Source organism: Guyparkeria sp. SB14A, from assembly GCF_005096345.1.
In the GTDB taxonomy this organism is placed as follows: domain Bacteria; phylum Pseudomonadota; class Gammaproteobacteria; order Halothiobacillales; family Halothiobacillaceae; genus Guyparkeria; species Guyparkeria hydrothermalis.
In genome coordinates this window covers 25,093-43,026 of the sequence record NZ_SWAW01000010.1, presented here as the reverse complement: position 1 = coordinate 43,026, position 17,934 = coordinate 25,093, and the positions used below count along the sequence as shown (strand labels likewise).

Below are 17,934 nucleotides of genomic sequence, written 5' to 3'. Positions count from 1 at the left end.
ATCAGCCCCACTGACTCAATGGACCGAGCCCCATGCCTGACGACGCCGTGACCGAGCCCGAGCCGATCGACCTGCCCGACTGGGACACGGGGCCGCGCGGCTGGCCCATGGCGGCCGCCTCGCTGCGCGCCACCGTCGACGACCCCACCGCCCGACGGGCCACCCGGCTGGCCGACCTGCAGAACCAGGTCCGCTGCCTGATCCAGCGCGCGCGTCAAGAGAAGCTCCGCGTCCTGCTGGGCGTGCTCAACCGCATCGACCAGGAAATCGACCGCGAACACGCGCAGGGCTCGGCGGACCTGTCCCGCCTCAATCGTCTGATTCGCTACTTCGACCGCCTGGTCCAGCACCTGCAGAAAACCCAGGACGACACCCCCGAGGCCATCGCCCTCTACACGGGCAGCACCGAGCTGCCGGAGTTGCTGGAAGACTCGCTGCGACGCAGCGGCTTCGGCGCCCACCCGATCCACCTGGAGAACCCGGATCCGGCGTTGCTCGAGCACACCGGGCTGCTGATCTACCTCGCACGGGACACGGCCGATCACGAGCGCGAATTCACCCAGCTGGCCGAGCTGAAAAAGCGCATGTCCGCCTGCGCCCAGTCGCTGATGATCAGTCAGCGCGACGACTTCGCCATTCGTGCGGCCGCCGTGCGTGCCGGCATCGACCACGTGATTACCTACCCGATCGACTCCGCGCGTCTCAACACCCTGCTCACCGGCGCGCGCGCCTACGAGTGCGACGACGAGCAGATCACCGTGCTGCTGGTCGACGACATGGCCACCGCGGGCATGTACTGGCGCAAGCAGTTCGCGCGTGCCAACGTGCGGCTCCTGTTCGAGACCCGCCCCCAGGCCGCATTCGACACCGCCATCGCCGAGCAACCCGACGTGATCCTGCTCGATCTCTACATGCCAGAGATGGACGGCGTGGACCTCGCCCGCATCTTCCGCGAGCACCCGCAGCTCTCGGACGTACCCATCCTGTTCATGTCCACCGAGGAGCGCGACCAGCACCGGCTCGAGGCCAAGCTCAAGGGCGGCGACGATTTCCTCAACAAGTCCATCGCCGGCGACGATCTGATCCGCATGGTGCGCTACCGGGCGCAGCGCTATCGCCAGGCGCGTGCCGAACGGCGCACCGACTCGCTCACCGGATTGTTGAACCACCGCGCGATCACCTCGCTGGTCGACAGCGAGCTCGACCGCGCCATCCGCCAGGAACAACCGCTGTCGGTGGTCATGATCGACATCGACAAGTTCAAGCACATCAACGACACCCACGGCCACCCCAGCGGCGACCGCGTGATCCGTCGACTCTCGACCCTGCTCAACACCCGCCTGCGCAAGTACGACGGGGTGGGACGCTACGGCGGCGAGGAATTCATGGTGGTCCTGCCGGCCACCGAGATCGATGCCGCCGTGGAACTGATCGACCGACTGCGCGAGCAGTTCGCGGAGATCGCCGTCACGACCGAGGCCGGCGACACCATCCACTGCCAGTTCAGCGCCGGGGTGGCGGGTTATCCCGAACACATCACCCCGCAGGAAATCATCAGCGCCGCCGACGGGGCCCTCTACAGCGCCAAGCAGGCCGGTCGCAACCAGGTGATGGCGCGCCACTACGAAGACTGATCTCTTCCTACCCCCGCGATCATCGGCACCAACCAGCACACCGTCCCGTAGGTTGGACTTCAGTCCAACGTCGACCGTCAGGCCGACTCACCCCGGCGCATTCCACCACATGCCTGCACCCCCGCCCTTGCCAAATCGGTACGAATTTGGTCCCATATAAAACCATCTGGGGCGCTCGCCGGTCGCGAGGCCCACGCCAACACCGATTTCAACGGGAGACCATCACCATGGATGCTCTTGAGCGCATCGACCAGTTCGTCAAAGAAAACCCGATCCTGATCTTCATGAAGGGCACCCCGCAATTCCCGACCTGCGGCTTTTCCAGCCGCACCGCCGAGGCGATGAAGGGCTGCGGCGTGCCGTTCGGCTACGTCAACGTCATGGCCGACCCGGAAATCATGCAGGCCCTGCCGAGCTACCAGGACTGGCCGACCTTCCCGCAGGTCTACGTCAACGGCGAGCTGATCGGCGGCGCGGACATCACCATCGAGATGTACGAGCGCGGCGAATTGAAGCCGCTGTTCGAGGAGGCGGTCGCCAAGGCCGAGCAGGCAAAGGCCGACGAGGACCAGGGCGAGTAATCACTCACGCTCCTCGAGCCATCCAGGGGCGCGAGACCGGGCAACCGGCTCGCGCCCTTCGTGTTTGTACCGGCCCGTCACCTCGACCACCGCACGAAAAGTCACGGGCACCTCGAAAAACCGTGATGAGCCGCCCGAGTGCAAGGAGCCGCGGAACGAGCGACGAGACATATCATCGGGATAGACGAGGAGCGAGTGAGCACGCGACGCCGCAATCGGGTGGCGCAATAGGTTTTTCGAGGTGCTCCGCGACAAAACCGCTCGTTACCGCTATACTCCGCCTCCTGAATTTCCGCCGAGCCACGAGCCCGCCTTCAAAATGCCTGTTCTACTAGGTGTTTGCGTTGTCAGGGCCCCGCGCCCGTCGCCTGTCCCCGCGGCACCCCGCCGCCTGTTGTTGAGAAATCCATGTCCGATTCCCCTGCTGCCGAGCAACCCTCGGTCCGCTTTGCCGATCTCGATTTGAACTCTGCCATCCAGCAAGCCATCGAAGACGTCGGCTACGAAACCCCCTCCCCGATCCAGGCACAGAGCATCCCGCCGTTGTTGGAAGGCCGTGACCTGATCGGCATGGCCCAGACCGGCACCGGCAAGACCGCCGCGTTCTCGCTGCCGCTGTTGAGCCGCATCGACACCTCGATCCGTGCCCCGCAGATGCTGGTACTGGCCCCGACCCGCGAGCTGGCCATCCAGGTCGCCGAGGCGATGGCCAACTACGCCCGTCACATGCCCGACTTCCACATCGCGCCGATCTACGGCGGCCAGGCGATGTTCCAGCAGCGCAAGCTGCTCGACCGTGGCGTACACGTGGTCGTGGGTACCCCGGGCCGCATCCAGGATCACCTGCGTCGCGGCACGCTGCGCTTCGACCAGATCCGCATGGTCGTCCTCGACGAGGCCGACGAGATGCTGCGCATGGGCTTTATCGACGACGTCGACGCGATCCTCGGCGAGGTGCCGCCGGAGCGCCAGGTGGCGCTGTTCTCGGCCACCATGCCCGAGCCGATCCGTCGTATCGCCCAGCGCCACCTGCGTGATCCGCTGGAAATCAAGATCAAGGCGACCACCAGCACCGTCTCGGCGATCCGCCAGCGCTTCTGGCCGGTCTCGGGCATGCACAAGCCCGACGCGCTGACCCGCATCCTCGAGGTCGAGGACTTCGATGCCGGCATCATCTTCGTGCGCACCCGCCAGGCCACCAACGAGCTCGCCGAGCGTCTGGCCGCCCGTGGCTACAGCGCCGCCGCCCTCTCCGGCGAGATGGGCCAGGCCGAGCGCGAGAAGACCATCGAGAAGCTCAAGAACGGCCAGATCGACCTGGTCGTGGCCACCGACGTGGCCGCACGGGGCCTCGACGTGCCGCGCATCAGTCACGTCATCAATTACGACATCCCCTACGACACCGAGGCCTACGTCCACCGCATCGGCCGGACCGGCCGCGCCGGGCGCTCGGGCGAGGCGATCCTGTTCGTCACCCCGCGCGAGAAGCGCATGCTCAAGGCGATCGAGCGCGCCACGCGCCAGCCGATCGAGCAGATGCGCCTGCCGAGCGCGACCGACATCGCCAGCAAGCGCAGTGCGCAGCTCAAGGACCAGATCACCGCGGTGCGTGAAGCCGAGGACCTGACCCCGTTCGTCGAGATGCTCAACGACTACCAGAACGAGCACGACATCGAGATGGCCGAGGTGGCTGCCGCGCTGGCCTTCCTGCTGCAGAAGGACCGTCCGGTCCTCGCCGAGCAGATCAAGGAAATGGCTCCGCCGCCGGCCATGCAGGACCGTGGCGACCGCGGCCCGCGCGACGATTCCGACAAGATCCGTTACCGCATCAACGTCGGTCGCGAGCACGGCGTCACGCCGGGCAACATCGTCGGCGCGTTGACCAACGAGGGTGGCATCAACGGCAAGCAGATCGGCGCGATCGAGATCGAGCCGGATCACAGCTTCGTCGACCTGCCCGCCGGCATGCCCGACCGCCTGGTCCAGCAGATGAGCAACATCCACCTGTTCGGCATCAAGCTCGGCCTGCAGGCGATCGGCCCGGCACCTGCTGGCCGACCGCGTCGCCGGCCGCGTCCGGGTGGCCCGGGTGGTCACCCCGGCAAGGGACGCCCGCCGCGTCGTAATTTCGACCGTCGATAAACCATTCGACCATCGATAAAAAATGGCCGCCCTCGGGGCGGCCATTTTGCGTCTCGGTCGTCACGATTCATCCGGAAGAACCGTAGGAGCGGCTTTAGCCGCGAAACCAGAGTGGATTTCACCTCAGCATTTCGCGCCTCAAGGCGCTCCTACTGACGCGGAAAGCTCACGCCTCAGCCGAAAAAACAGGCGTTGGGATCCTCGTCGATTTCCTGGAGCAGCACGTCCAGCCGCGTCGACTCCGGAAACGGGGTGTACCGCTGCCATCGCAAATCGGCACGCTTCCAGTACAGCTTCCAGACGTCACGCGACTTCACGTAGACCAGCCGGGCGAACTCCTCCTCGATCCGATGCCCGCGCATCGACCGGCGCCGCTCGAACAACTCGACGGCCTGGTTGTCCAGCCGGTAGCCGATGTCGATCTGCGGGCGAATGTCCGCCGGCGGACGACGCGCCTCGACGAACTCGCCGACCTGCTTCTCGATGCGGCGTTGATCCAGTTCACTCAGGGCCATACTCAGTTCTTTTCGTGACGCCAGTGCGGATCGCCCAAGTCGAGTTCCACCTCGCTGACGTGCTGGCCGCGAAAGTCCACGTGCCCCCGGTACCGGTCGAACCCGCTGCGGGAGAAATCGAAACCGAAACGACGCGTGATCAGCGGCCAACCGCGATCGTCCCGACCCAGCCCCACGCGACGCAGGCTCACGCTCTGGTCAAGCAACTGCACGTCGGCCTTGTCGGTCGCCTGCCGGGCCAGCGACAACGCCCGACGGCGAAAGCGATCGTGCTGCACCCAGAGGCCAACGGCCGCCAGCACCAGGATCAAAATGAATACGTCACCCAGGGTCCACATCAGGTCTGTCGTCCTTTCTCGATTCGTCACGCCGAAAACGGGTGCTCACGGCTCGCGAGCGGCGCTGGCACGCCGCCCGACGGCTTGCCTTTGTACCACAGTTGCGCTACCTTTCGCTGCCTTGCCGGGGTGGCGGAATTGGTAGACGCAGCGGATTCAAAATCCGCCGGTAGAGATACCGTGTCGGTTCGAGTCCGACCCTCGGCACCAGAAACGATCTGACGATTTGGGCGACATCCACGGGTGTCGCCTTTTTCGTTTTCGGCACGCCTCCATTACCCCCGGTTTTGCTTTCTTTCGCGCGCTCGCCGCCGGGTCATGCTTGAATAAGGACGAGTGCCAATTCGGCGGCAAGGGAGAACTCACATGATGCGACTGTCCTTTCACGGAGCGAACCGGGGCGTCACCGGCTCCTGTCATCTACTCGAACTCGACGGGCTCAAGGTGCTGGTCGATTGCGGACTCTTCCAGGGCGGCCGGGAGATCGACGAGGAGAACGCCGCGGAGTTCGGCTTCGACCCACGCGAGATCGACCTCCTGCTCCTGACCCATGCGCACCTCGACCACTGCGGGCGCATCCCGTTGCTGGTCAAGCGCGGCTTCACCGGCGAGATCATCGCCACGCCGGCCACGCGCGAGCTCGCCCGCGTCATCCTGCTCGATGCCGCCCACCTGCAGGAGGAAGAGGCGGAACGCAACGCCCGCAAGGCCAAGCGACGCGGTAAGAGGGCCGATGCGCCCCTGTACGGCGAGCTCGATGCGCTCAACGCGATGGACCTGTTCGGTCGCCGGGCACGCTACGAACAGCGACTGGAGCTATCCCCCGGCGTGACCGCCACCTTCTATGACGCCGGGCATATCCTAGGTTCAGCCAGTATCCGCCTGACCTACCGCGACGGCGAGCAGGAAAAGGCGATCATCTTTTCCGGCGACATCGGCAGCAGCGACCGACCGATGCTGCGCGACCCCCACGTGCCACCCCGGGCGGAAACCGTGGTCATGGAGACCACCTACGGCGACCGCGACCACAAGCCACTGGCCCCGTCGATCGAGGAGTTCTACGCGGCAATCAACGAGGCCATGGCCCGTGGCGGCAATGTCATCATCCCCACCTTCGCGCTCGAACGCGCCCAGGAACTGCTCTACCACCTACGGGAAGGCGTCGAGTCCGGCGCCCTGCCGAGAACCCTGCAGGTATTCCTCGACTCGCCGATGGCCATTTCCGCCACCGAGATCTTCCGGCATCACCCGGACTGCTACGACGAGGAGGCGCGGGCGCTTTTCGAGAGGGACATCGATCCGTTCTGGCTCCCGGGGGTCCATTTCACCCGCGAGACGGCCGACTCGATGGCACTCAACCGGCTGTCCGGCGGCGCGGTAATCATGGCAGGCTCCGGCATGTGCACTGGCGGGCGCGTGCGCCACCACCTGCGCCACAACCTCTGGAAGCGCGAGGCGAGCGTGATCTTCGTCGGCTTCGCGGCACCCGGCACCCTCGCCCGCCGCATCATCGACAGCAGCAAGCAGGAAGACAAGAAGCCCCAGGTGCGCCTGTTCGGCGACGACATCCCCGTCAACGCCCACATCTACACCATCAACGGCTTCTCCGCGCACGCCGACCGAGACGAGCTACTCGCCTGGCACGGCGCGATCAAGCCCGACCGCACCATCCTGGTCCACGGTGAAGAAAAAGCGATGGAGTCGTTTGCCGAGGCACTGCACGGCACGAGGGTGCTGATGCCGGAACAGGGGGAGTTCATCGATCTTTGAGCCAACCCCGGCGCGTGAGTGCGTACGGTCCATCGGAAAGCATTTCGCGCCTGAAGGCGCTCCTACCCGCTCGTCCACCGTAGGAGCGCCTTCAGGCGCGAAACCAAGCAATACCGAACTACCGCTGGCCGCGAATCAAACAAACCGCGACCGCAACTCCCCGATCGCATCGCAACTGACCACCACCTCGTCACCAGGCTTGAGGTAGACCGGCGGCTCGTGCCCCGCGCCGACACCTGAGGGCGTGCCGGTGGCAATGATGTCGCCGGGCATCAGGGTCACGTATCGGGAAATGGTCGCGATGATCTCTGGCACCGAGAAGATCATCTGGCCAATCGACGCATCCTGTCGCAGCTCACCGTTCACCCGCGTCTGCAGGCGCCAGTCGCGGACATTCCCGGCCGACTCCTCGGTCACGACCACCGGCCCCATGGGCGCATACCCATCGATGCTCTTGCCCAGGAACCACTGCACGTGACGCCCCTGAAGGTCACGCGAGGAGACATCATTGATCAGGGTGTAGCCGAACACGTGATCTCGGGCATCGCGCTCGTCGATATAGCGACCGCCCTTGCCGATGATGACCGCCAGTTCGCCCTCGTAGTCGGTGGTTTCCGTCGGGTCGGCCGAAATATCGACCAAGCCATCGGGGCGATTGATGGTGGTCGTTGCCTTCGAGAAGACGATTGGATGGCTCGGGATCGACCCGTAACCCAGGGCCTTCACCTCGTTGACGTGATCGGCGTAGTTCTTCCCCACACACAGAATGTCGCGCGGCGGGTTGGCGATCGGCGCCTCGATACGCACGTCCGTCAACGCGCGCCGCGGGGCTCGCTCGATCATCTCGGGCAGGCGATCCCGCCAGGCATCCCATTCCCGGATCAACCCCAGCATCGAACCAGGAAACGCGTCGGCAACAGCCGACAACTCCACGATCGATGCGCTATCGAGCCAGACACCCACTCGGGTAGATCCATCCAACGAATACGTCAGTAACTTCATCGCCCCTCCTCGCATGGCACAGGTCTTCACCTTCAACCGTAGCGGAATGCGCCGAGCAATGCGCCCAAATCGGCGACCCGGCGCGCGTCACGGACAAAGTGGGTAGTACAAACGCAGCCAAACGGGTCACGATCATGCCGCGCGCTTTACGTTCAGCTTGTACTGTCCACGCCCACACCCACGAAGCGCCAACGGAATAACCCGAACCAAAGCAGGGAATTACGAACGACAACGATGATGCCGACCAACGGTGACATCGATGCCGGAAGTCGAATAACAACGCTCTTAACCCAACTCTAAGTCCTAAAAACAACACCTCAAGTTCCTTGCCGCCCCATCCTTGAAGATCAAAAATCACCTGCCCACCGCATACCGACAATGACGACAAATGGTGGACAACGCCGGGTTTTCATGAAGTTAGGTGAAAGCACCCCGCTAGGCATATCAGCTCTCCCTAATATTAGAAACCCGCCTCATAAGAATCGGTAGGAAAATTTAATCAACACTTAATGTTTTTGAATGGGCAAATTACCGATTTCTGATACGTTGACTCCCGTCACTGATCCGGGCGGGTCGCTGCAGACGGCCTCAAGGACAACATCGGCAAGGAAAGCCGGACCCGATCAACGTGCTCTGCATGCCGACAGTGATGTCGGCGACAAGGATTTGATAACAACAATTTCAGGCAATGGAATTGACGACAGGAGAGGAAAGAGGAATGACCTTCAAAAGGACCCTACTGGCAGCAGCCGTAACCGGCGCCGTACTGGCGACCGGCACCGCACAGGCCACCAACGGCTACTTCTCGCACGGCTTCGGTGTGAAGAGCAAAGGCATGGGCGGCAGCGGCGTGGCATTCGCCAACAACAGCGCCATGATCATCGCCACGAACCCGGCCGGCATCACCGACGTGGACAATCAAATCACCGGTGAACTCGCTTACTTCAAGCCGATTCGGGGTTACGACTACACCACCACCAACCCGATGGGCAGCGTTTCTGGTTCCGGTGACAGTGATCGTGAAGGCTTCTTCATCCCGGGCTTGGCGTTCACCTACGCCCTGACGGAGCGCGATTCGGTCGGCCTGGCCATGTATGGCAGCGGCGGCATGAACACCGACTATCCGGCCGACTCCGGCAACTACCTTGGCTTCCCGGGCGTACCCGCTGACGGCCCGTACGGTGACGGCGAGGCTGGCGTAGACCTCAAGCAGCTCTTCATCACCCCGACCTACGCCCGTGAATTGATGGACGATCGCCTGTCGGTAGGTGTCAGCGCAGTCATCGCCCGCCAATCCTTCAGCGCCAAGGGTCTGGCCAACTTCAACGGCACCGGTCCGGTCGCTCAGGCTACCGGTCTGCCGCCGTTCTCGGTCGCTCCGCAAAACATGACCGGCCAAGGCCATGATTCCGCCTGGGGCTATGGCGGCAAACTCGGTGTTACCTTCAAGGCCACCGACCGCATCAGTCTCGCCGCCAGCTATCAGTCCAAGATCGAGATGGACGAGTTCGACAAGTACTCGGGCCTGTTCGCCGAGGGTGGCGACTTCGACATCCCGGCCACCTGGACCGTTGGCCTCGCCGCGGATCTGACCGATGACATTACGGTCACCGCCGACTACCAGCGCATCGAATACAGCGATGTGAAGGCGATCTCCAATCCGTCCACTGCCTACCTGAACCAGTGTCTCGGTAGCTGGATGAGCACCGGTGCTGCCGGCCCGAACTGCCTGGGTGGTTCCGATGGTGCCGGCTTCGGCTGGGATGACGTCGACGTGATCAAGCTTGGCGTTCAATGGCAGGCCACTCCGAAGCTGCAGCTTCGTGCCGGCTGGAACCATGGCGACAACCCGATCAGCTCCGAAGACGCGCTGTTCAACACCATTGCCCCGGGCGTCGTCGAGAACCACTACACCGTGGGCTTCTCTTACGCCATGGGTTCGAACCACGAGATCCACGGTTCGTTCATGTACGCACCGGAAGTCGACGTGAAGGGCGAGAACCAGTTCCTCAGCGACCTGGCTGCACAGAACGGTATGCCGGGCGTGTCGCAGGATCTGCAGATCAAGATGAAGCAGTACGAGGCGACCGTGGGTTACACCTACAAGTTCTAAGCAACGCGTAGAACCCGATCGCCACACAGGCCGCCCAACCGGGCGGCTTTTTTAGTGCCGTCGTTTTGCGATTCGAGACAAACACCGACGGCACACGACAAAAAGCCACGTATGGAAAACCCGCCGGCCGAGCGAGGAAATCAAGCGGTCCCAACGGCGCCGAATCTCCTTGCGACCGACTCGGCCGTCACTCCGCTCGTGCCCAATGGTGGACCTCATCCCTGCTCTCTCCGTGACAATCGGTGGCCATACCTGCAGCATGCGAACTCCGTTACGCCACAATCGACCAAGATGCGTGTCGTAGCCTACCGAGAACGTTTCGAGTGATCGGAGCACCTTGCTCGCGCCCGCTCGAGAATACAAAAACCCGGTTGCCCCCAAACCGGGACGAGCCGGAACGTGCAGCGAATATCCGGCACCGACGCTGCCCACCACTCCCGATACTTTCCTCGTTCGGTTTTCCAGCTTGAGCAAATCGAAACATGCAGCGACGCGAATCGCGTCCCTGAGCACTTCGGAAAAGGCTTCATCCAGCTCGGCGTCATCTTCCAAAATGACACCCCACCGCCTGTCCGACTCGATAAATCGTTTCAGTGCCTTGCGGTGACTCAAAACGCAAGCGATCTCGTTCCTGGTCAATTCACCGGCGCCAGGCACCAAACCGGGACGATACCCCTGCTCAATTGCCAATCGGGCATCGAGATCAACACCCCGGATCGCGTCGACCATCTCACTCACCAGCGGAAGCCGTTCCAGCGCTCGTTTCATCAAGGCCCGGCGCTCCACCGCCTCGGGCAGACTTATACACAAGACCAAGACTTGATCCAGGTCACCTGGCTTCATTCGTTTCTCCGCTACGCAGAAGAACCTAATTGGTATCACGAAAAAAAGCCGGGCGAAGACCCGGCTTTACATCAAATTCAATGACTCGAACGGGTGATTACTTCGCCGCGTTGTAACGCTTGACCACTTCGTCCCAGTTCACCACGTCCCAGAACGCGTTGACGTAATCCGGACGGCGGTTCTGGTAACGCAGGTAGTAGGCGTGCTCCCACACGTCCAGGCCGAGGATCGGGCTGCCCTTCACCTCGGCGATGTCCATCACCGGGTTGTCCTGGTTCGGGGTCGAGGTGACCTGCAGCTTGCCGTTGCCGTCGACAATCAGCCAAGCCCAACCGGAACCGAAACGGGTCAGCGCGGCGTTGTTGAACTTCTCGACGAAGTCGTCGAACGAGCCGAAGGTCGAGGCGATGTCATCGGCCAACGCACCGCTCGGCTTGCCACCGCCGTTCGGCGACATCAGCTTCCAGAACAGGTCGTGGTTGTAGTGACCGCCACCGTTGTTGCGTACCGCGGTCGGCAGCTTGGAGATGTTCGCCATGATCTCGTCGATGGACTTCTCGTCCCACTCGGAGTCCTTGATGGCGTCGTTCAGCTTGGTGACGTAGGTGTTGTGGTGCTTGGTGTGGTGCAGCTCCATCGTCTGCGCGTCGATGGACTTCTCCAGGTCACCGTAGCCATACGGCAGATCAGGCAGTTGAAAAGCCATATCAAGATCTCCTTCTTGGTTGCTCAAACAAGGATGCCCCCGGCTCATTGCCGGAGAACCGAAAGGTGTGAGAAGGATAGCAGGCCAAGGCCTCGGTGCGAGGAAAGCGGCCCGAAAAGCCGAGCTCGGCGGTGGGTGATTGGTGAACACGGCGGCAGCTGTCCGATTTTCGCGCCTGAAGGCGCTCCTACACGCAACACCAACACAGCGTAGGAGCGGCTTCAGCCGCGAAACCGCAACCCTTGTTTCCTGGGCATTTCGCGCCTGAAGGCGCTCCTACGGCGGATCTGGCCAATCACAACCAAACTGCGTCCCAATACGGATAATCACCAACCCGGCAGACCAAACCCGCACGAACGGGATTTGAAACAATGTAACGAGCCAGTCGCCGCAGGTCCACGTCATCGCGAGCCGCATGATCGTGGAAGCCCCGCTGCCAGCGCAACAGCGGGATGCGTCGTGCGCTGCGTCCCTTGAACTGTCCAACCACACCAGACAGGCCATCGCGGTGTCTTAGTCGAAACAACCAGTGCAGATGATCGGGCATCAGGCAAAAGGCCAACGTCTCCGAATGACCCGTTTCATCCATCTCACGTAAACTACCGATCACTCGCCGCGCCACCGATAGATCCGCCAGCCCCGGCCAACGACCACGGGTAACGAGGGTCACCGAATACACCTGATCCGGTATCGATACACGACCATGACGCAAACGCCATCCATGGCGCATCTGGTCAATAGGCATCCTTGCCTCCTTCGTTCTAAAACAGAATGTCCGCGAAACGAATCCATCCTTGGCTTACACCCCCGAACCCGCCGCATCTACATTGTAGGAGCGGCTTCAGCCGAGACACCTCCGGTCTGAAACAGGGTGATTTCGCGCCTAAAGGCGCTCCTACAACGCCGCCTCGCCCCGCAGGAGCGCCTTTAGCCGCGAAACCAACCCATTGCCACCCGACTATTTCGCGCCTGAAGGCGCTCCTACGCCTTCTCTCCAACTGATTGGCTTACGACCAGCGCGGCTGCCAACCCGATGATCGGCCAGATGATCGCGAGCGTGTAGGAGGCGTAGAAGCCGAAATGGGTGTTGATCGGCAGCAAGGCCAGCCCGACGGCCACCACACCAACGCCGGCCGCCATATTCCCGCCGGCACGCCACAGCACGACCAGGAAGGCGAAATAGGCGCTCAGGTACGCGAGCAGCCCCACCAGCCCCGTGCTCACCTGCACATCGAGAGCGAAGAAGTGCAGATGCATGTAAGGACGATCGGTATAGCCCCGCTCCACCGCCGCCAACTCGTAGCCGCGCACGCCCACGCCCAACCACGGATCATCCTTGGCCACTTCCCAACCGGAAAGCCAGACATCGCCACGCTTGGACGTCGCCTGGTTGAAGCTCTCCCGGTCCATCTCGAAAATCTTGCCCACCCGCTCGACGCGGTCACGCGTCTCGGGGGAAAGCGCCAGGGTGCCGGCCATCCCAACAAACACCACCGCGATTGCGCCGACAATCCAATACCACCGCGGACGGGAGAACAACAACACCAGCGCGCCGTAGAGCACCAGTCCGAACAGCATCAGCAACATCGCCGATCGCGAACCCGACAGCATGATCACCGCCAGGATGGGCAGGATGACCAGCCCCCATGCCACGCAGCGCTGTATGAGCCGCCGGGTCGCCTCGAGCAACAAGGGCAGCAAGTGCGCGATCACCACGCCCATCGTCAGGTTCTCGCCGAACAGGCCAGACAAACGTGGCCGGGGGTAGGGATAGCCAAGAACATTCGTACCAGTGGCAAATTGCCACAAGCCGTCCACCGCCCAGACAAACACAATCGCCAGCAGCGAATAGAGAATCACCGGCAACACGTCATGCCGCAGCGCCGCCCAGACAACCGGTAATGCCGCAACCCCGAACAACGGGTAATAGATCGCATCACTCCACGCCCGCTCGAAGTTCACCGCCCCGGGCAGGGCGAACCATTGCGGAATCCACAGGGCCGCCACCAGGATCAGCAACCAGCGCGTCACCGGTTGCGCCCAAACCTCGCGCCAACGCGTGGCCAACAGCCACAACCCGACCAGCGCCAGAATCGCCAACGGCGCATTGGCCGACCGGCCGAAGGGGAAGACCAGGAAGGTAAGGATGGTCAGACCAACGATCGTCAGCGTGAGGCGATCCCAACGGGCCAATACGTGAGAGAGAGATGACATGTGGGTAAATCGATTCCGTCGCAAAAGGCGGGATTCTATCGCTTGAAGGGTCGCCAGCCGGCCCGTAACCGAAAAGTTCGTGAAACGGCCGGCATCGCCCACGTTGGTGCAAGATCCCCGCAGGAACACCTGAAAGGCGCGACATGCTCGGATGACTCTGGGCATGGTTTCGCGGCTAAAGCCGCTCCTACGGAAACGATCGCGGTAGGAGCGGCGTTAGCCGCGATTTCCAAACCTCCGCACCACCGTCATTCTTTCCAACAATGGTCCTCGATGCGGGCGTGCGGCTGGTACCCACTGACCAATTCGGCAAGCTGTGCGCGAACCGCCGGCAAATCGGAACGTTCCATGTCGCGTTGCAGGCGGGATATCGCCTTGTCAAAGGCGCGCCAGGTCAGGCAATCCTCACTGGCGCGCATGATCCGTGGGTGTTCGGTTCCGTTCACCGCCTCACCAATCAACAACTCCTCGTAGAGCTTTTCGCCCGGACGCAGGCCGGTGTAACTGATCTCGATATCTCCGTCCGGGTGCTCCGCGTCCCGCACCTCGAGTCCGCTGAGGTGCACCATGCGGCGAGCCAGGTGATCGATCTTCACCGGCTCGCCCATGTCGAGCACGAACACGTCCCCGCCCTGCGCCATGCTGCCCGCCTGGATGACCAGCTCGACGGCCTCCGGGATGGTCATGAAGTAACGGGTAATGTCCGGGTGCGTGACCGTGATCGGCCCGCCATCGGCAATCTGCCGGCGAAACAGCGGCACGACCGAACCGCTGGACCCCAGCACATTGCCGAAGCGCACCATGCTGAAGATGGTGTCGGGCGAATCTGGCTGCAGCGCCTGCAAAGCCATCTCGGCGAGCCGCTTGCTCGCACCCATGATGTTGGTGGGACGAACGGCCTTGTCCGTGGAGATCAGGACGAAGTGGGAGACGCTCGAGGCGGCGGCGAGTCGTGCCGTGATCAGGGTGCCGAGCGCGTTGTTCGAGAGCCCCTCCACCGGATTGTGCTCGACCAGCGGCACGTGCTTGTAGGCCGCGGCGTGATAGACGGTGTTCACCGCGAAACGGTCGAACAGACGGGCCAGGCGACGCTCGTCGAGCACGCTACCCAACGCGGCGATCACCTCTATCTCTCCGTTCGCCACGCTCGGCAGCGCGCGCAGTTCCTGGTCGATCCGGTAGAGCGCGAACTCCGACACCTCGAACAGAATCAGACAGCTGGCACCCTGCGCGATCACCTGCCGGCACAATTCCGAGCCGATCGAGCCGCCCGCCCCGGTCACCAGTACCGTCTTGCCGGTAATGCAGCGGTGCATCAGCTCGACATCCGGGGCAACCGGTTCCCGCCCCAGCAGGTCCTCGATATCGATTTCCTGGATCTGATCGAGCGTCGCCTTGCCGGCGAGGATATCGTTGATCGCCGGAACCGTGCGCACGTGGAACGGAAGCGGCTCGAGCCGCGCCAGGATCGCCCGGCGAGCCGACGCCGATGCCGACGGAATCGACAGCAGGATCGACTCGACACCGAGGCGTTGAAGGCGCGGGGTCAGATCACGGATGTCCGGTGACAGCACCCGCAGGCCGTTGATCTCTCTGCCCTGCAGGTCAGCCGCGTCGTCGAGGAACGCGACCGGCTCGTAGTCGGGGCCCTGGTGCAGCATTTCGGCGACCTGCCGACCGCCGGCGCCAGCGCCGTACACCGCCACCCGCTCGCGTTTTCCCCGGGCGGGTATCACGCCCAACAGCCGCCGGGCCGCGAACCGCGATCCGGCGACCAAGAGGAACAGCACCAGCCCGAAGATGATGAAGGTCGAGCGCGGCAACCCGGCCTGGGGATAGAGAAACATGATCGCCAGCAGGATGCCAGTGGAGGTCAGCACACCGATGGCGATCTGCTCGATGGCGTGCCAGCCGAGGTAGCGCATCACCGCGCGGTAGAGTCCCAGCTTGACGAACACCGGTACGGTGAAGAAGGCCAGCCCGATGAACACCAGTGCAGCGCGATCGAGCTCGGTGAAGAGTTCACCGTAACGAAGCGACAATGCCGCCCAGAGCGCAAACGGGATCAACCCCAGGTCCAGCGCAAGCATCAGCCCCCGCTTGTAGACGGATGGCAGATCGCGAAGAAAGTGCTTGATGCGCGCGGTGAAAGGCACTGATCGATGGTCTTCCGTGCTGGTAGTCGTGGTTAAGGCGGCGACTTCCCGACGCCCCGCTGGCACATAGTCTGCCACGTCAGACCGCGGCGCGCCCTGTTTCAGGCAGGACCCGCCGCGACATCAGGAGGAGGGACGCACCCGGTCTCCCGCCCCCTTGCCGGTCGCGGTCAGGAAGAGGTAACGGAAATAGTCGCGCAGCGTAAGGCTGCGAATCATCTCCTGATCCAGTTCGGCCAGCCGCTCGGGGTCCGACATATCGACCCCCTGGACCTGCGCAAGCCCCGTAATGCCGGGTCGCATGGCAAAAACATTCCGCACGTCCCGCGCAGCGATCAGCTCCTCCTGTGTGGGCAGGCACGGGCGCGGCCCAACCAGACTCATCTCCCCCTTGAGCACGTTCCACAACTGAGGCAGCTCGTCGAGCTTGCTACGACGCAGGAAACGGCCGAACGGCGTGATGGCCGATGCATTGGTCAGGTGGGTCGCCCGCGACGCCGTGCCCGGCTTCATGGTGCGAAACTTGACCAGGGTGAACGGCCGACGATGCCGCCCCACCCTCTCCTGCCGGAAAATGGGCGAGCCAGTATCAAACCAGCCGATAACGGCAATGAGCGCCAGCAGCGGCAACCCCATTACCAGGCCAGCTATGGAGAAAAAGAGATCAATCAGCCGAATCACAAGATCCTCATGCGTGCATAACCGAACAGGATAGCCCTCCCGGTGGCAATAAAATTTCCGGAATGCCGTTCGACTTTATCCACTATGCGTCTTTAAATGGAGCAACAGCATGCCGCAACCCCTCGTCTATGGATAGCGGCGGTTCCCAGCCAAGGAACCGAGCGGCCTTGCTGATATCCACTTCCAACGAATGAGTTAGCTGTGTCGCCATCTCCCGTTTGCCGAAAACCTGGGCTGACCAGGTGAGCAAGCGTGGCGGAACCGGCCACAGCCGAGCTGGCGAACCCAGTAAATTTCCCAACCGATGCAATAGGTCCGCCGTCGAAACGCTCTCCGCATCGGCAACGTGGAACGTCTGCCCTGCCGCGTCGGGGTGCGCCGCGGAAACCGCCAGGAAATCGACCAGATTCTCTATCCCCACAAGGCTCCGGCGATTTCCCTGGACAGCGCCAAGGGGCATCGGTAGCCCTCGCTCCATCCATCGAAGCAACCGACCAAAATTGCCTGGCGCGCCCGGGCCGTGAACCAGTGGAGGGCGGACGATCACCACTTCAAGGCCGGTCGCCCTAGCCACTTCACGTAAAGCGATTTCCGCTTCAGCCTTTGACCGTGCGTACGGATTGTGAGGAGAGAGTGGATCAGTTTCGGTAAAAGCCACGCCGGTCGTTTCGGCCCCGAGCACTCCGATGGAGCTCAGGTAGACCAGACGTCGTGCGCCGCAACCAACCATCTGTCGCGCGAGACACAGTGTCCCTTCGACATTCACTTCGAGAAGCTCTGCATAAGAAAGCCCTCGGCCATGCGCCAACGCAGCCGTGTGTATCACGGTGTCAACTCCGCACAATGCCTCAGACCAGTTGGTCAGTGGACCGATATCGCCCACGCTCAGCTCGCGATCACCGACGCCCCCATCACACCGCACGAGCGACACCACGTCCACATTTCTCTCTCGCAACGCGGGCACGAGAGCGCTGCCGATAAATCCATTTGCTCCGGTCACGGCCAATCGACCAACTGCGTCCCCAAGGTGGTTCAATGACCGAGTCGAGCTAGTTTCCAGCTTATATTGCGAGCGTGATTTCAGACTCATCGGGGTATCTAAACGCCTTCCACTGGACGAAAAATCACCAGCATCACCGGATCACCTCAGCGTATGAGACGAGGTCGAGTCCACCCTGACTCGATTGCCAGCAACGGGCCAAGGAAGAAATTTAAATATCGCAACACATCCGTGGGCAC

Annotated in this window: 15 protein-coding genes and 1 tRNA gene; 7 read left to right on the top strand and 9 right to left on the bottom strand. The window is 62.6% G+C overall.

Translation table 11 applies throughout. The features are described 5' to 3' along the window. Positions 1-32 precede the first annotated feature (32 nt). From FAZ79_RS05790 to FAZ79_RS05780, 3 genes are all read left to right on the top strand, one after another. Positions 33-1,634: a diguanylate cyclase gene (locus tag FAZ79_RS05790; RefSeq protein WP_136867028.1), complete on the top strand. Its 1,602-nt coding sequence runs from the start codon at positions 33-35 to the stop codon at positions 1,632-1,634. A gap of 227 nt (positions 1,635-1,861) precedes the next feature. Beyond that, a complete protein-coding gene (gene grxD, locus FAZ79_RS05785) occupies positions 1,862-2,215 on the top strand; it encodes a Grx4 family monothiol glutaredoxin (RefSeq protein ID WP_136867027.1) in 354 nt (117 codons plus the stop codon). Between the two features lie 408 nt (positions 2,216-2,623). Further along, positions 2,624-4,357, top strand: a complete 1,734-nt coding sequence (locus FAZ79_RS05780) for a DEAD/DEAH box helicase (RefSeq protein WP_136867026.1) — start codon at positions 2,624-2,626, stop codon at positions 4,355-4,357. Between the two features lie 173 nt (positions 4,358-4,530). Here the strand turns inward: FAZ79_RS05780 and FAZ79_RS05775 are convergent, their stop codons facing one another. Continuing rightward, positions 4,531-4,872, bottom strand: a complete 342-nt coding sequence (locus FAZ79_RS05775) for a DUF3024 domain-containing protein (protein ID WP_136867025.1) — start codon at positions 4,870-4,872, stop codon at positions 4,531-4,533. Between the two features lie 2 nt (positions 4,873-4,874). Continuing rightward, positions 4,875-5,210, bottom strand: a complete 336-nt coding sequence (locus FAZ79_RS05770; protein ID WP_136867024.1) for a DUF3301 domain-containing protein — start codon at positions 5,208-5,210, stop codon at positions 4,875-4,877. Between the two features lie 123 nt (positions 5,211-5,333). On the opposite strand from FAZ79_RS05770, the gene FAZ79_RS05765 reads away from it, so the two are divergent. Together FAZ79_RS05765 and FAZ79_RS05760 are read left to right on the top strand one after the other, a co-directional pair. Beyond that, a tRNA-Leu gene (locus tag FAZ79_RS05765) sits at positions 5,334-5,420 on the top strand. Between the two features lie 156 nt (positions 5,421-5,576). After that, positions 5,577-6,980, top strand: coding sequence for an MBL fold metallo-hydrolase (locus FAZ79_RS05760; RefSeq protein ID WP_211238801.1), 1,404 nt, complete (start codon positions 5,577-5,579; stop codon positions 6,978-6,980). A 135-nt stretch (positions 6,981-7,115) separates the two neighbouring features. Here the strand turns inward: FAZ79_RS05760 and FAZ79_RS05755 are convergent, their stop codons facing one another. Then, positions 7,116-7,982 (bottom strand): fumarylacetoacetate hydrolase family protein, encoded by an 867-nt coding sequence (locus FAZ79_RS05755; protein ID WP_136867023.1) that lies wholly within the window; start codon positions 7,980-7,982, stop codon positions 7,116-7,118. A 718-nt stretch (positions 7,983-8,700) separates the two neighbouring features. Between FAZ79_RS05755 and FAZ79_RS05750 the strand changes: the two genes are divergently transcribed. Continuing rightward, positions 8,701-10,095 carry an outer membrane protein transport protein gene (locus FAZ79_RS05750; RefSeq protein WP_136867022.1) on the top strand — a complete coding sequence of 465 codons (1,395 nt, stop codon included), beginning with the start codon at positions 8,701-8,703 and terminating at the stop codon, positions 10,093-10,095. 399 nt (positions 10,096-10,494) lie between these two features. Next, positions 10,495-11,022: a hypothetical protein gene (locus tag FAZ79_RS11685; RefSeq protein ID WP_247709507.1), complete on the top strand. Its 528-nt coding sequence runs from the start codon at positions 10,495-10,497 to the stop codon at positions 11,020-11,022. A 13-nt stretch (positions 11,023-11,035) separates the two neighbouring features. Here FAZ79_RS11685 and FAZ79_RS05740 read toward each other — a convergent pair whose 3' ends face one another. From FAZ79_RS05740 to FAZ79_RS05715, 6 genes are all read right to left on the bottom strand, one after another. Further along, positions 11,036-11,644 carry a superoxide dismutase gene (locus FAZ79_RS05740; RefSeq protein WP_136867020.1) on the bottom strand — a complete coding sequence of 203 codons (609 nt, stop codon included), beginning with the start codon at positions 11,642-11,644 and terminating at the stop codon, positions 11,036-11,038. A 295-nt stretch (positions 11,645-11,939) separates the two neighbouring features. Then, positions 11,940-12,389, bottom strand: coding sequence for a transposase (locus FAZ79_RS05735; RefSeq protein ID WP_247709506.1), 450 nt, complete (start codon positions 12,387-12,389; stop codon positions 11,940-11,942). A gap of 236 nt (positions 12,390-12,625) precedes the next feature. Continuing rightward, positions 12,626-13,858: an O-antigen ligase family protein gene (locus FAZ79_RS05730; RefSeq protein ID WP_169303607.1), complete on the bottom strand. Its 1,233-nt coding sequence runs from the start codon at positions 13,856-13,858 to the stop codon at positions 12,626-12,628. Positions 13,859-14,106: 248 nt separating this feature from the next. Then, on the bottom strand, positions 14,107-16,014 hold the full coding sequence (locus FAZ79_RS05725; protein WP_247709505.1) for a nucleoside-diphosphate sugar epimerase/dehydratase: 1,908 nt from the start codon (positions 16,012-16,014) through the stop codon (positions 14,107-14,109). A 123-nt stretch (positions 16,015-16,137) separates the two neighbouring features. Further along, complete coding sequence (locus FAZ79_RS05720; protein WP_136867018.1) at positions 16,138-16,695, bottom strand: sugar transferase; 558 nt, start codon at positions 16,693-16,695, stop codon at positions 16,138-16,140. A gap of 82 nt (positions 16,696-16,777) precedes the next feature. Further along, positions 16,778-17,785 carry an NAD-dependent epimerase/dehydratase family protein gene (locus FAZ79_RS05715; protein ID WP_136867017.1) on the bottom strand — a complete coding sequence of 336 codons (1,008 nt, stop codon included), beginning with the start codon at positions 17,783-17,785 and terminating at the stop codon, positions 16,778-16,780. Positions 17,786-17,934: the final 149 nt, after the last annotated feature.

Bases quoted from the DNA above. Each gene is read 5' to 3' on its own strand.
- FAZ79_RS05760 (WP_211238801.1), top strand. From the start codon at position 5,577: ATGATGCGACTGTCCTTTCACGGAGCGAACCGGGGCGTCACCGGCTCC.
- FAZ79_RS05735 (WP_247709506.1), bottom strand. From the start codon at position 12,389: ATGCCTATTGACCAGATGCGCCATGGATGGCGTTTGCGTCATGGTCGT.
- FAZ79_RS05775 (WP_136867025.1), bottom strand. From the start codon at position 4,872: ATGGCCCTGAGTGAACTGGATCAACGCCGCATCGAGAAGCAGGTCGGC.
- FAZ79_RS05750 (WP_136867022.1), top strand. From the start codon at position 8,701: ATGACCTTCAAAAGGACCCTACTGGCAGCAGCCGTAACCGGCGCCGTA.
- FAZ79_RS05755 (WP_136867023.1), bottom strand. From the start codon at position 7,982: ATGAAGTTACTGACGTATTCGTTGGATGGATCTACCCGAGTGGGTGTC.
- FAZ79_RS05770 (WP_136867024.1), bottom strand. From the start codon at position 5,210: ATGTGGACCCTGGGTGACGTATTCATTTTGATCCTGGTGCTGGCGGCC.
- FAZ79_RS05730 (WP_169303607.1), bottom strand. From the start codon at position 13,858: ATGTCATCTCTCTCTCACGTATTGGCCCGTTGGGATCGCCTCACGCTG.
- FAZ79_RS05790 (WP_136867028.1), top strand. From the start codon at position 33: ATGCCTGACGACGCCGTGACCGAGCCCGAGCCGATCGACCTGCCCGAC.
- FAZ79_RS05715 (WP_136867017.1), bottom strand. From the start codon at position 17,785: ATGAGTCTGAAATCACGCTCGCAATATAAGCTGGAAACTAGCTCGACT.
- FAZ79_RS05740 (WP_136867020.1), bottom strand. From the start codon at position 11,644: ATGGCTTTTCAACTGCCTGATCTGCCGTATGGCTACGGTGACCTGGAG.
- grxD (WP_136867027.1), top strand. From the start codon at position 1,862: ATGGATGCTCTTGAGCGCATCGACCAGTTCGTCAAAGAAAACCCGATC.
- FAZ79_RS05780 (WP_136867026.1), top strand. From the start codon at position 2,624: ATGTCCGATTCCCCTGCTGCCGAGCAACCCTCGGTCCGCTTTGCCGAT.